Below are 13500 nucleotides of genomic sequence, written 5' to 3'. Positions count from 1 at the left end.
ATCCTCCACGACGGCTTTCAGCGATGCCATCCCGCGCGCCCGCAACTGTCCTCTCCGGGCCCTCCAGGGGCATATCCAAGATTGCCTACCTCCTCGGCTCAACCACCGGGAACATCGTCTCGAAGCTGTCGAACATTGCCAGCAGCTCGCCAAGCTTGGCGCGGTCACCCTCGACCTTGATCTGCCCGGTCTGCACCGCTTCGGGGAAGGTGGTCTGCCTGAGCGTAATTGCGTCCAGCGTGGCACGGCTCAGGGTGAGGGTTGTGTCTGCATTGCGGGCTTGGCCACTGGCATGGGTGAGCGCCGAGTTCTCCAGCGTCAGCGCGAACTGCTGCTTGGAATCGGTGAAGTTCCAGTTGATCACCATCTTCTTGCCTTCGGCCTTGGCCGCATCAAGGCGCACAGCCAGGTAGTCGAAGTACAGCTCGTTGCTCACCGCCTTGAGCGTGTCGGGGGTGCTGCTGCCGCGCGCAGGGATCTTCGGTACTCCGCCGCGCAGTTCCATCGCACCCGCCAGGTAGGCGTTGCGCCAGGTGCTGGCCTCGGACTGATAGCCCAACTGCTCCAGGGCGTCGGCGCCCAATTGGCGCGCCGCGCTGTTGTCCGGATCGGCAAACACCAGCTGATTCATCACGCTGGCCACCCAGCGGTACTCGCCTTTCTTGAAGTCATCGCGGGCACGGGCCAGCACGGCATCAGCGCCACCCATGTATTCGATCGTCTTTTTCGCATGGGGCACGGGTGGTAGCGGGTCCAGGTTGGCCGGATTGGCGTCGTACCAGCCCAGGTACTTCTGATAGACCGCCTTGGCGTTGTGGCGCAGTGTGCCGTAGTAGCCGCGTGCCGACCATTCACGCTCCAGGCTGGCGGGCATGCGCAATTGCTCGGCGATGTCTTGCGGCCCCAGGCCGTGGTTGAGCAGGCGCAGCGTCTGGTCGTTGATGAATTTGTACATGTCGCGCTGCTTCTTCAGCAGGTCGGCGACACGCTCGCGCCCCGTCACCGGCCAGTGGTGCTGCGTGATCATCACGTCGGTCTTGTCGCCGAAATCCAGGCGTGCGCGATCAATGTATTTGGCCCACAGGTTGCCGTCGCGCACCTCTGCGCCGCGGATGGTGTAGAGGTTGTGCATCGTGTGCGCCACATCCTCTGCCATGTTGAGCACGCGCTGTTGCGGCAGGTGGATCAGCATCTCTGCTGGAGCCTCTGAACCCGGCACCAGCTGGAACACGAAGGCCAGGCCGTCGATGGTGCGCTCCTCCGTGGTTTTTTCGATAGTGCTGGTAGGTGCGATCAGGGTGGTGGTGCCGCTGGCCAGACGTTTGCCCAGGCCGGCGTCGACCTGGCCGCGCGGGCCCGAGGGCAGCAACACGCCGAACTGGTAGTGCGCACGGCGGCTCATCGCGGTGCCGGCCAGGATGTTCTCGGCCACGGCCGACTCCATGAAGCCCGACGGCGCGATCACTTGTACCTTGCCGGCCGCGACATCGGCCTCGCTGACCACGCCCTTGACGCCACCGAAGTGGTCGGAGTGGCCGTGGGTGTAGATGACGGTGCCCACTGGTTTCCTGGGTCGGTGCTGGTAGTAAAGATCGAGCGCTGCGCGGGCGGTCTCCACGGAAAGCAGCGGGTCGATCACGATCAGGCTGGTGTCGCCTTCAACAATCGTCATGTTCGCGAGGTCAAAGCCGCGCACCTGATAGACCTTGTCGACCACCTTGAAAAGGCCGTGGATGAGATTGAGCTGGGCCTGGCGCCAAAGGCTCGGGTTGACGCTGTCAGCCGGCGCGTCGACCTTCAGGAAGTCGTAGGGCTTCAGGTTCCAGACCGGGCGCGCGCCGGTACCCGGCACCAGCGCATCGGGCACCGTTCCGATGAAGCCGCGCATCGCATCCTCGAAATCCTGGCGATCGGCGAAAGGCAGCGCCTTCGCCATCTCTGCATTGGCCTTCAGCGTGGCGGGCTCGGGCGCCTTGGGTGCGGTCTGCGCCAGGACCGGCGCGGTGGCCAGCATGCAGGCCCAGGCGGCGAAGGCAATGGGAAGGAGGGAAGAACGGGGCATGGTTGTCTGCTTATGTGAATGAGGAACAAGCGAGCGACCCATTCTCGAGAGCATTCAAATCGTTGGCAAATGCAAAATACGTGCTGGCATTTAAAGAAAAACGCAAAATGCAACTACGACAGCTCGAGCACCTTGTTGCCCTCGCCGACCACGGCAGCTTCGGCCGTGCCGCGCTGGCGGTGCATTTGTCACAGCCCGCGCTTTCGCGCAGCATCGACACCCTCGAGGACAGTCTGCAGGCGCGCCTGGTCGACCGCGCCTACGGCACCGTGCGCTTCACGCAAGCTGGAGAGCTGGTGCTCGCGCGCGCCCGCGAATTGATCGCCGATGCGCAGCAGATCCGGCGCGATGTGCTGCAGCTCGAAGAGCTCGCAATCGGCCGCCTCGCGGTCGGGCTGGGCCCGTTCGCGGCTGGCACGCTGGGCCGTGCGGCGTTGTCGCTGATGACGCAGCGTTATCCGCAGCTGACGATGCAGGTGGAAGTGGCGCATGCGAATTCGCTGTGTGAACGGCTGTACAACCGACAGCTGGACCTGTTCGTGGCCGACACACGAGACCTGAAGAAGCAGCCTGGCCTGAAGATCGCGCGTCTGCCCAACCAGCCGGTCTCGTTCTTCGTGCGGCCCAAACATCCGCTGAGCCAGCTCAAGCAGGTCACGCTGGCGCAGGCCATGCAATATCCCATGGCCGGTCCGCACCTTCCTGCCGAAGTGGCCATTCAATTCCATCGGCAGTCTCCTCGGGCTGACCGGGCTGTCTTCAACGTGGCCTGCGACGACGAAGGCACACTGCAGCACCTTGCCCTGACCGCGGATGCGGTGATCCTCGCACCGCATGCCGCGGCACTCAAAGCGAATACCGACACTCTCGTGCAGTTGCGGATCGTGGGCTTCACGGACATGCAAACGCACTACAGCCTGGTGACGCTTGTGGGGCGCACGCCTTCGGCCGCGGCCAGCGCCTACATCGGCGTCCTGGCCGAATTGCTCGGGCCTGCAAGGTAGCGTGCACACAGGCCGCGGCGCCGGCAGATTGGTCAAGTGCGTTTTTGCTGCACGCCCAGCCGCACCGGCTGGGAAGAATGGACCTTGGCACCGTACCCGCTGCGCGGGGACTGGGCGAACGATAGTGGCCAGCTTGCGATGTTTTCTTACAAAGCACTGGTTCACATAGCGTTGACAATTTTTCCTCCACACGCCACCGGAGGTTGGTCATGCCATTTGAGTACCTGCAAGAACTCGCCGCTTGCGAGCTTCCATTGACTGTCCACGACCCTGCCTGCATTGACAAACTCAGGGTACTTCGGGCGGCCGATCTTGTCGCGGTGCTGGTGTCCAATGATGAAAGCCCGGTGCCATTTGCACGGGTGCTCTCGCTCACGGACAAGGGGCGAACGATGCTGGCCCAGGGCGAGGCGCGTGAAATCCTGTGACCGGGTATGGGGTGGGCAGCTCTGTGCCCGCGGTTTGGACCTCTCCGTGCGACCCCCTGCGACAAGGGCCCCGACGATGTCGGCCGATGGAAACCCCGCCAGGCGGCGATGGCCTGGTCACGCAGGCCGTCGCCCTGGCTCTTCAGGCAAGCCCCATGTCATTCTGTGGACGCTGATCCTGTCGTGCTGGGGGAGAAGAGATCCCAACTGGCGATGAACAGGGCGGCGATGACAGGGCCGATCACGAAGCCTGTCAGGCCAAAAAGCGCCATGCCGCCCAGGGTCGAAATGAGCACGACGTAGTCGGGCATCTTGGTGTCCTTGCCCACCAGAATCGGCCGAAGGACGTTGTCCACCAGGCCGATGACCCCGATGCCGAACGCGGTCAGCACCACCCCTTGCCATACAGCGCCGGTGGCCAGGAAGTAGATCGCCACGGGCACCCAGATCAGTCCTGCGCCCACGGCGGGCAGCAGCGACAGGAATGCCATCGAAACGCCCCACAGCACGGGTCCCTGGATGCCCAGGATCCAGAAGATCAATCCGCCCAAGGCGCCCTGCGACGCGGCCACGACGATGTTGCCCTTGACCGTTGCGCGGATCACGGTGGTGAATTTGCTGACCAGCTGCCGCTTGTGCGTGTCATCCAGCGGTGTGGCCTGGCCGATGCGCAGCGCGAGGCTTGATCCATCGCGCAGCAGGAAAAACAGCAGGTACAGCATGATGCCGAAGCTCACCAGGAACTGCAGCGTGTTCTGCCCGATGCTCAATGCTTGCGCGGCCACGAACTGGCTCGCCTGGACGGCGACCGACGAGAACTTCTGTTGCAGTTCGCCAACGGTTGTGAGGTTCAGCCGGTCCAGCAGGTTGGCCGCCCAGGCGGGCAGGGCGGCGATCACCTGTTGCAGATAGAGCCCGAAATTGAGCTGGCCGGAGCGCATCCGCTCATAGATCACCGTGGCCTCTTGCACCAGCGACACCGTGATGGCGGTCATGGGCAGGATGACCACGATGAGGCACAGCCCCAGGGTGCACAGTGCGGCGAGATTGCGCCGCCTGGGCATGCGCCGCAGCAGCTTGCGGTGCAGGGGGGCAAAGAGAATCGCCAGGATGACACCCCAGAAGACGGCCCCGTGAAACTGCCACAGGATCGCCCCGAAGGCAATGGTGACAAGGGCCAGCAACAACAAGAAGGCCTTGTTCTGGGAGGTGGGTGGTGTCATGTTGGTGCGTGGCAATGGGATACCCGGAATGTACGCGAGCGCGGGCTGCCGCTGCTGGCCGGCCCGCTCGTGAAAACCTTTCCCGTTGGGCGGCAGGCTGTTCGGTGGCACAATGGCGCCCGTACCAAGGCCCTTCCCCAGCCACAGTCGCATCCGCCAATCGGTTCAGCCGTGTCGCGGAAGGTTTCTCAACCAGCTAATGCTTTCCCAAGGAAAGCGGAGGTCAGCGGAATATGAGCGATACGACGTCCGTCTATCAAGCCTACCAAGGCAACACCTACCTCTTCGGCGGCAATGCGCCCTATGTCGAAGAGATGTATGAGAACTACCTCGCCAATCCAGGCAGCGTGCCAGACAACTGGCGCGAATACTTTGACGCACTGCAAAACGTGCCCGCGGTGGACGGCAGCAATGCCAAGGACGTTCCCCATCTCCCCGTGGTCAATGCCTTTGCCGAGCGCGCAAAGCAGGGTGGAACCAAGGTCGTCGTCGCCACCGGCGCGGATTCGGAACTGGGCCGCAAGCGCACCGCCGTCCAGCAGCTGATCGCCGCTTACCGCAACGTGGGCCAGCGCTGGGCCGATCTGGACCCCCTGAAGCGCACCGAGCGCCCCGCCATCCCCGAGCTCGAACCCTCCTTCTATGGTTTCAGCGATTCCGACCAGGAAGTCGTGTTCAACACCAGCAACACGTTCTTCGGCAAGGAGTCGATGCCGCTGCGTGAGCTGATCAACGCCCTGCGTGAAACCTACTGCAGCTCCATCGGTGCCGAGTACATGTACGCCACCGACCAGAACCAGAAGCGCTGGTGGCAGGAAAAGCTCGAAACCATCCGCAGCAAGCCCAGCTTTGGCGCGGACAAGAAAAAGCACATCCTCGACCGCCTGACCGCGGCCGAAGGCCTGGAGCGCTTTCTCCACACCAAATACGTCGGCCAGAAGCGTTTCTCCCTCGAAGGGGGCGAAAGCTTCATTGCCGCCATGGACGAACTGATCCAGTCCGCCGGCGCCAAGGGCGTGCAGGAAATCGTGATCGGCATGGCCCACCGCGGCCGCCTGAACGTGCTGGTCAACTCCCTGGGCAAGATGCCTGCGGACCTGTTCGCCGAGTTCGACCACACCGCCCCCGAAGACCTGCCATCGGGCGACGTGAAATACCACCAGGGCTTCAGCTCCGACGTGACCACCCCCGGCGGCCCGGTCCACCTGTCGCTGGCGTTCAATCCGTCGCACCTGGAAATCGTGAACCCCGTGGTCGAAGGCTCGGTGCGTGCCCGCATGGACCGCCGCGCCGACCCCCATGGCAAGCAGGTGCTGCCCGTGCTGGTGCACGGCGACGCGGCCTTTGCCGGCCAGGGCGTGAACCAGGAAACGCTGGCGCTGGCGCAGACCCGTGGTTATTCCACGGGCGGCACGGTGCACATCATCATCAACAACCAGATCGGGTTCACCACCTCCGACCCGCGCGACGCACGCTCCACGCTGTACTGCACCGACATCGTGAAGATGGTCGAGTCGCCCGTGCTGCACGTGAACGGCGACGATCCCGAAGCCGTGGTGCTGGCCACCCAGCTCGCCCTCGAATTCCGCATGGAGTTCCAGAAGGACGTGGTCGTGGACATCATCTGCTTCCGCAAGCTGGGCCACAACGAGCAGGACACGCCTGCGCTGACCCAGCCGCTCATGTACAAGAAGATCGGCCAGCACCCCGGCACGCGCAAGCTGTACGCCGACAAGCTGGCCACGCAGGGCCTGGGCGAAACGCTGGGCGACGACATGGTCAAGGCCTACCGTGCCGCCATGGATGCGGGCAAGCACACGGTCGACCCGGTGCTGACCAATTTCAAGAGCAAGTACGCCGTGGACTGGAGCCCGTTCCTGGGCAAGAAGTGGACGGACGCTGGCGACACCGCCATTCCCCTGGCCGAGTGGAAGCGCCTGGCCGAGAAGATCACCACCATCCCTGAAAGCGTGACGCCGCACCAGCTGGTCAAGAAGGTGTACGACGACCGCGCCGCCATGGGCCGTGGCGAGATCCCCGTGGACTGGGGCATGGGCGAGCACATGGCGTTCGCCTCGCTCGTGGCCAGCGGCTATCCCGTGCGCCTGTCCGGCGAGGACTGCGGCCGCGGCACCTTCACGCACCGCCACTCGGTCATCCATGACCAGAAGCGCGAGAAGTGGGACATCGGCACCTATACGCCCCTGCAGAACGTGGCCGAGAACCAGGCTCCGTTCGTCGTGATCGACTCCATCCTGTCCGAAGAGGCGGTGCTGGGCTTCGAGTACGGCTACGCGTCCAACGACCCCAACACGCTCGTGATCTGGGAAGCCCAGTTCGGCGACTTCGCCAACGGTGCGCAGGTCGTGATCGACCAGTTCATCGCCTCCGGCGAAGTGAAGTGGGGCCGCGTGAACGGCATCACGCTGATGCTGCCGCACGGCTACGAAGGCCAGGGCCCCGAGCACAGCTCGGCACGCCTGGAGCGTTTCATGCAGCTGTCGGCCGACGCCAACATGCAGGTGGTGCAGCCGACCACGGCCAGCCAGATCTTCCACGTGCTGCGCCGCCAGATGGTGCGTGATCTTCGCAAGCCGCTGATCATCATGACGCCCAAGTCGCTGCTGCGCAACAAGGATGCCACCTCGCCGCTGTCCGAATTCACCAAGGGCAGCTTCCAGACGGTGATCCCGGAGCAGGACGAAGCCATCGTGAAGAAGGCCGCCAAGGTCAAGCGCGTGATCGCCTGCTCGGGCAAGGTGTACTACGACCTCGTGAAGAAGCGCACCGAGCGCGAAGACGATGACGTGGCCATCATCCGTGTGGAACAGCTCTATCCCTTCCCGCACAAGGCGTTTGCCGCCGAACTCAAGCGCTACCCCCATGCCACCGACGTGGTGTGGTGCCAGGACGAGCCGCAGAACCAGGGCGCCTGGTTCTTCATCCAGCACAACATCCACGAGAACATGCTCGAAGGCCAGAAGCTGGGCTACTCCGGCCGCGCGGCATCGGCGTCGCCTGCCGTGGGTTACTCGCACCTGCACCAGGAACAGCAAAAGGCGCTGGTGGACGGCGCGTTTGCCAAGCTCAAGGGGTTTGTCCTGACCAAGTAAGGCCAGCTACCCGAACGAACACAGAACAAACAGAACCCTACTGAAAGAATTCAAAATGGCTATCGTAGAAGTCAAAGTCCCCCAGCTGTCCGAATCCGTGGCGGAAGCCACCATGCTGACCTGGAAGAAGAAGGCCGGTGAGGCCGTGGCCGTGGACGAAATCCTGATCGAGATCGAAACCGACAAGGTCGTGCTCGAAGTGCCCGCGCCGTCGGCTGGCGTGTTGTCCGAAATCATCCAGGGCGACGGCGCCACCGTGGTGGCCGAACAGCTCATCGCCAAGATCGACACCGAAGGCAAGGCTGGCGCAGCCGCCCCCGCACCGGCTGCCGCTGCGCCGGCTCCCGCGGCCGCAGCGCCCGCCGCCGCACCAGCGGCTGGCGGTTCGAAGGGCGATGTGGCCATGCCCGCAGCCGCCAAGCTGCTGGCCGACAACAACCTGTCGGTGTCGGCCGTGGCCGGCACGGGCAAGGATGGCCGCGTGACCAAGGGCGACGTGCTGTCCGCCGTGGCCGGCGGCGCCAAGGCTGCTGTGGCTCCGAGCGTGATTCCCACGGGCGTGCCGACCAAGACGCTGCCCCAGGTGTCCGCGCCTGCCGCCAAGGAAGACCTGAGCGGCCGTCCCGAGCAGCGCGTGCCCATGAGCCGCCTGCGCGCCCGCGTGGCCGAGCGCCTGCTGCAGTCGCAGTCGACCAACGCCATCCTGACCACGTTCAACGAAGTGAACATGGCCCCCGTGATGGATCTGCGCAAGAAGTTCCAGGACAGCTTCACGAAGGAACACGGCACCAAGCTGGGCTTCATGTCCTTCTTCGTGAAGGCCGCCGTGCACGCCCTCAAGAAGTACCCCGTGCTGAACGCCTCGGTGGACGGCAACGACATCGTCTACCACGGCTACTTCGACATCGGTATCGCCGTGGGTTCGCCCCGTGGCCTGGTGGTGCCCATCCTGCGCAATGCAGACCAGATGAGCTTCGCCGACATCGAGAAGAAGATCGCCGAGTTCGGCAAGAAGGCGTCGGAAGGCAAGCTGGGCATCGAGGAAATGACCGGTGGCACGTTCTCCATTTCCAATGGCGGTACGTTCGGCTCCATGCTGTCCACCCCCATCATCAACCCGCCCCAGTCGGCCATTTTGGGCGTGCACGCCACCAAGGACCGCGCCGTGGTCGAAAACGGCCAGATCGTCATCCGCCCGATGAACTACCTGGCCATGTCGTATGACCACCGCATCATCGACGGCCGCGAAGCCGTGCTGGGCCTGGTGGCCATGAAGGACGCGCTGGAAGACCCATCGCGCCTGCTGTTCGACATCTGATCCCCTGACTGTATCGACCCACCCGCGTGGCCCGGCCTCTGGTCCTGCCCGCCGGTGGGTCTTTCTCCAACTGACTGAACGAGATTTCCCATGAGCAAACAATTTGATGTGATCGTCATCGGTGGCGGCCCCGGCGGCTACATCGCCGCCATCCGCGCTGCCCAGCTGGGCTTCAACGTGGCCTGTATCGACGAGTGGAAGAACGAGAAGGGTGGCCCCGCGCCCGGCGGCACCTGCACCAACGTGGGCTGCATTCCGTCCAAGGCGCTGCTGCAATCGTCCGAGCACTTCGAGCACGCCAACAAGCACTTCGCCGAACACGGCATCACGGCCACCGGCGTGAAGATGGACGTGGCCAAGATGATTGCCCGCAAGGACACCGTCGTGAAGCAGAACAACGACGGCATCCTGTACCTGTTCAAGAAGAACAAGGTCAGCTTCTTCCACGGCCGCGGCTCGTTCGTGAAGGCCGCCGAAGGTGGCTACGAGATCAAGGTGGCTGGCGCCGCTGAAGAGTCCATCGTTGGCAAGCAGATCATCATCGCCACTGGCTCCAATGCCCGTGCGCTGCCCGGCACGCCGTTCGACGAAGAGCTGGTGCTGTCCAACGACGGCGCGCTGCGCGTGGGCGCGGTGCCCAAGAAGCTCGGCCTCATCGGCTCGGGCGTGATCGGCCTGGAAATGGGCTCGGTGTGGCGCCGTCTGGGCGCTGAAGTCACCATCCTCGAAGGTCTGCCCACTTTCCTGGGGGCCGTGGACGAGCAGATCGCCAAGGAAGCCAAGAAGGCGTTCGACAAGCAGGGCCTGAAGATCGAGCTGGGCGTGAAGGTCGGCGAGATCAAGACCGGCAAGAAGGGCGTCTCCATCGCCTACACCAACGCCAAGGGCGAAGCCCAGGCGCTGGACGTGGACAAGCTCATCGTCTCCATCGGCCGCGTGCCCAACACCATCGGCCTGAACACCGAAGCCGTGGGCCTGGCCCTGGACGAGCGCGGCGCCATCGTCGTCGATGCCGACTGCAAGACCAACCTGCCCGGCGTGTGGGCGGTGGGTGACGTGGTGCGCGGCCCGATGCTGGCGCACAAGGCCGAGGAAGAAGGCGTTGCCGTGGCCGAGCGCATTGCCGGCCAGCATGGCCACGTGAACTTCAACACCGTGCCGTGGGTCATCTACACCAGCCCCGAGATCGCATGGGTGGGCCGCACCGAGCAGCAGCTCAAGGCCGACGGCGTCAAGTACAAGGCCGGCAGCTTCCCGTTCCTGGCCAACGGCCGCGCGCGCGCGCTGGGCGACACCACCGGCATGGTCAAGATGCTGGCCGATGCCGACACCGATGAGATCCTGGGCGTGCACATCGTGGGCCCGCAGGCCAGCGAGCTGATCTCCGAAGCCGTGGTGGCCATGGAGTTCAAGGCCAGCAGCGAAGACATCGCGCGCATCTGCCACGCGCATCCGTCCCTGAGCGAAGCCACGAAGGAAGCGGCCCTGGCCGTGGACAAGCGCACGCTGAACTTCTGATATTTGAATAAAAACCGGCTCCAGCGCTTGACCATCAAGCGCTGGCAGCTATTAAATTCATAGTATCAGGACAACCACCACGTGACCGTCAAACAGGCTTACCTGGCCGAGCTGGCCGCCAAAGGCTTTCAAAGCGACCCTGCCCAGCTGCGTGCCGTGGATGCCCTCCAGCGCTGCGCCGATGAATGGGCGGCCTACAAGGCCCGCCGCTCCAACGCGCTCAAGAAGCTGATCAACCGGCCGGACATTCCGCGCGGCGTGTACATGTATGGCGGGGTGGGGCGCGGCAAGAGCTTCCTCATGGAGTGCTTCTTCGACGCCGTGCCCCTGAAGCGCAAGGTGCGCCTGCATTTCCATGAATTCATGCGCGAGGTCCACCGCGAGCTGGCGGCGCTGCAGGGCACGGTGAACCCGCTGGACGTGCTGGGCGAGCGCATTGCGCGGCGCTACAAGCTCATCTGCTTCGATGAGTTCCACGTTGCCGACATCACCGACGCGATGATCCTGCACCGCCTGCTGGCGGCACTATTCGACAACGGCGTGGGTTTTGTCACCACCTCCAATTTCAAGCCCGACGACCTGTACCCCGGCGGCCTGCACCGCGACCGCATCCTGCCCGCGATCGCCCTGCTCAACGAGCGGCTGGAAGTCGTCAATGTCGACAACGGCACCGACTACCGCCGGCGCACCCTGGAGCATGTGAAGCTGTACCACACGCCACTGGGGCCCGAGGCGGACGCCGAGATGGGCCAGGCCTTCGACCAGCTGGCCGAAGTGCACGACGAAGACCCGGTGCTGCACATCGAGGCCCGCGAGATCCGCGCCCGCCGCAAGGCCGGCGGGGTGGTGTGGTTCGACTTCAAGACGCTGTGCGGCGGTCCCCGTTCGCAGAACGACTACCTGGAGATCGCGACGCAGTTCCATACCGTGCTGCTGTCCGACGTGCCCCACATGCCCGTGAGCATGGCGTCGCCCGCGCGGCGTTTCACCTGGCTCGTGGACGTTCTCTACGACCGGCGGGTCAAGCTCATCCTGTCCGCGGCGGTGCCGCCCGAACAGCTGTACACCGAAGGCCCCCTGGCGCACGAGTTCCCGCGCACGATTTCGCGGCTCAACGAGATGCAGTCCAAGGAATTCCTGGCGCTGGAGCGCCGCACTGTCGATACGGGGCTGACATGATCATGCTGAAGCGCCTGGCCCTTGTTGCCCTCGCAGGCTTTGCCTGTGTTTTCGCGGCCCCTGCACCGGCGCAATCCGGTGCGCCAGCGGGTGTGCCGCAGGGCAGCCCACAGGCCGCGGCCGCCCAGCGCAAGGCGGAGCACGACCGTATTCGCCACGAGCGCGATGCCGTCAAGGCCCGGCGCCAGCAGGACGAAGCGGCCTGCTACCAGCGCTTCTCGGTGGAGGACTGCCTTCGCGGTGTCCGTGCGGGAGCGCGTGACGCGGAGTCCCGCCTGCGTGCCCAGGAGATCGAACTCAACGACGCGGAGCGCAAGGAAAAGGCGGCGGAGCGCCTGAAGTCGATCGAGGAAAAGCAGCGGGCGGTGGTGCCGGAGGGGCCGTCGGCGGGTGCCAGCGCGCCGGATGCCTTGCTGCGCAAGCCGCACGATCCGCAGGGCATGAAGTCCCAGCGCGACCAGGAGGCAGGGCAACGGGCGCAGCAGCAGCGCGACCGGGTGCAGAAGCAGGCAGAGGAACGGGCTGCCCACAATGCCACGAATGCCGAGCGTGCCGCGCAGGCGCGCGAACGCCACGCGGCCGCGCTCAAGGCCGCGCAGGAACGCCGCGCACGGATAGAAAAGTCGCAGGCAGAGGCCGCTGCCCAGGGGCGCAAACCCGCCGCGCCGCTACCCGCTGCTTCGGCGGCGCGCTGAGAACGGTTCTGGCGTAGGGCATGCGCAGGGGCGCCGCGCAGGGATCTGGCGGGGCGGCCTGGGCCCACCAACCAGCGTCAGCCGGGCCCCGGGGCGTATCAGGGCCGGCCTGCGTCGGCGGGGACCAGGCGCGCCACCTTCTTTTCTTCCACCAGCGCTTCCATCTTCACGATGACCAGGGAAAGGTTGTCACCGCCGCCGCGCGCCCGGGAACGGGCTTTCTCGATCAGGAACTCCGTGGCTTCCCGTGGCGACAGCGAGTCCACCACGGAACCCAGTTCGGTGGGCGAAAAGTAGTGCCACACGCCGTCGCTGCAGGCCATGAGCACGTCGCCCGGCTGCAGCTGCGGAATCACATGGGTGGTGATGGGCGGGTCGCTTTCGGTCCCCAGGCAGCCCACCAGGATGTTGGAATGCGGATGGTTGTTGGCCTCCGCCTCGGTGAGCTCGCCCCGGTCCACCAGTGCCTGGACATAGGAATGGTCGCTGGTGCGAAACACCATGCGCGCGCCCTGAAAGTGGTAGATGCGCGAATCGCCCGCGTGCACCCAGTGGCAGTCGCCGCGCGGGTTGATGAGGAAGGCCGCGATGGTGCTGTGCGGCTCCTGCTCGGCCGCGATGGCCGTGAGGCGGATGACGATGTGGGCTTCCTCGACCATGCTCTTGAGCATGGCCACCGGGTCGTCGGTGTCCGGGGAATAGCGTTCGAACAGCTGGCGCGCCGTCATCATGACCTGGTCGGATGCCTTGCGCCCGCCGCTGCGGCCGCCCATCCCGTCGGCAATCACGCCCAGCACGCAGCCGTTGTGCCGCTCGTGCGAGATCAAGGTCACCTGGTCTTGCTGGTACTCCCGGTCACCCTTGTGGATACCGGTGGACGCGATGAGGCGAAACGCTTTGGTCATGCTGGTGATTGTGGGGGCGCGTACGCAAACGGCCGTCGCGGAATGCGGGCCAAGC

General features: G+C 64.8%; 10 protein-coding genes. 7 read left to right on the top strand and 3 right to left on the bottom strand.

From position 1 onward, the window contains the following. Nucleotides 1-85 precede the first annotated feature (85 nt). Complete coding sequence (locus AC07OD_RS06875) at nt 86-2062, bottom strand: alkyl/aryl-sulfatase (protein WP_494595791.1); 1977 nt, start codon at nt 2060-2062, stop codon at nt 86-88. A gap of 14 nt (nt 2063-2076) precedes the next feature. Between AC07OD_RS06875 and AC07OD_RS06870 the strand changes: the two genes are divergently transcribed. After that, nucleotides 2077-3066, top strand: a complete 990-nt coding sequence (locus tag AC07OD_RS06870) for a LysR family transcriptional regulator (protein ID WP_494595789.1) — start codon at nt 2077-2079, stop codon at nt 3064-3066. Between the two features lie 209 nt (nt 3067-3275). Next, nucleotides 3276-3494, top strand: a complete 219-nt coding sequence (locus AC07OD_RS06865) for a hypothetical protein (RefSeq protein WP_218294817.1) — start codon at nt 3276-3278, stop codon at nt 3492-3494. Between the two features lie 158 nt (nt 3495-3652). Here AC07OD_RS06865 and AC07OD_RS06860 read toward each other — a convergent pair whose 3' ends face one another. Next, nucleotides 3653-4717, bottom strand: coding sequence for an AI-2E family transporter (locus tag AC07OD_RS06860; protein ID WP_494595787.1), 1065 nt, complete (start codon nt 4715-4717; stop codon nt 3653-3655). Nucleotides 4718-4950: 233 nt separating this feature from the next. On the opposite strand from AC07OD_RS06860, the gene AC07OD_RS06855 reads away from it, so the two are divergent. The 5 genes from AC07OD_RS06855 to AC07OD_RS06835 all read left to right on the top strand — a co-directional run bounded on the left by AC07OD_RS06855 (nt 4951) and on the right by AC07OD_RS06835 (nt 12540). Beyond that, nucleotides 4951-7830, top strand: a complete 2880-nt coding sequence (locus tag AC07OD_RS06855) for a 2-oxoglutarate dehydrogenase E1 component (protein WP_218294819.1) — start codon at nt 4951-4953, stop codon at nt 7828-7830. Between the two features lie 55 nt (nt 7831-7885). Further along, the gene (odhB, locus tag AC07OD_RS06850; protein ID WP_218294820.1) at nt 7886-9148 is read left to right on the top strand and encodes a 2-oxoglutarate dehydrogenase complex dihydrolipoyllysine-residue succinyltransferase; all 1263 of its coding nucleotides are present in this window, start codon (nt 7886-7888) and stop codon (nt 9146-9148) included. Between the two features lie 90 nt (nt 9149-9238). Further along, complete coding sequence (lpdA, locus tag AC07OD_RS06845; RefSeq protein WP_494595785.1) at nt 9239-10666, top strand: dihydrolipoyl dehydrogenase; 1428 nt, start codon at nt 9239-9241, stop codon at nt 10664-10666. A gap of 81 nt (nt 10667-10747) precedes the next feature. After that, a complete protein-coding gene (gene zapE / locus AC07OD_RS06840) occupies nt 10748-11845 on the top strand; it encodes a cell division protein ZapE (protein ID WP_218294822.1) in 1098 nt (365 codons plus the stop codon). Further along, nucleotides 11842-12540, top strand: a complete 699-nt coding sequence (locus AC07OD_RS06835; protein WP_218294823.1) for a hypothetical protein — start codon at nt 11842-11844, stop codon at nt 12538-12540. The genes zapE and AC07OD_RS06835 overlap by 4 nt, the downstream gene beginning before the upstream one ends. Before the next feature lie 98 nt (nt 12541-12638). Here AC07OD_RS06835 and AC07OD_RS06830 read toward each other — a convergent pair whose 3' ends face one another. Next, complete coding sequence (locus AC07OD_RS06830; protein WP_218294824.1) at nt 12639-13445, bottom strand: PP2C family protein-serine/threonine phosphatase; 807 nt, start codon at nt 13443-13445, stop codon at nt 12639-12641. Between the last annotated feature and the right edge of the window lie 55 nt (nt 13446-13500).

This window comes from Acidovorax sp. GW821-FHT10E03 (genome assembly GCF_059415205.1).
Note: the sequence above shows the minus strand (reverse complement) of the source record. Positions and strands in the feature narration are given on the sequence as shown.

Coding starts and splice junctions, on each gene's coding strand:
- AC07OD_RS06875 (WP_494595791.1), bottom strand. CDS start 2,062: ATGCCCCGTTCTTCCCTCCTTCCCATTGCCTTCGCCGCCTGGGCCTGC.
- AC07OD_RS06865 (WP_218294817.1), top strand. CDS start 3,276: ATGCCATTTGAGTACCTGCAAGAACTCGCCGCTTGCGAGCTTCCATTG.
- AC07OD_RS06860 (WP_494595787.1), bottom strand. CDS start 4,717: ATGACACCACCCACCTCCCAGAACAAGGCCTTCTTGTTGTTGCTGGCC.
- AC07OD_RS06855 (WP_218294819.1), top strand. CDS start 4,951: ATGAGCGATACGACGTCCGTCTATCAAGCCTACCAAGGCAACACCTAC.
- odhB (WP_218294820.1), top strand. CDS start 7,886: ATGGCTATCGTAGAAGTCAAAGTCCCCCAGCTGTCCGAATCCGTGGCG.
- lpdA (WP_494595785.1), top strand. CDS start 9,239: ATGAGCAAACAATTTGATGTGATCGTCATCGGTGGCGGCCCCGGCGGC.
- AC07OD_RS06835 (WP_218294823.1), top strand. CDS start 11,842: ATGATCATGCTGAAGCGCCTGGCCCTTGTTGCCCTCGCAGGCTTTGCC.
- AC07OD_RS06830 (WP_218294824.1), bottom strand. CDS start 13,445: ATGACCAAAGCGTTTCGCCTCATCGCGTCCACCGGTATCCACAAGGGT.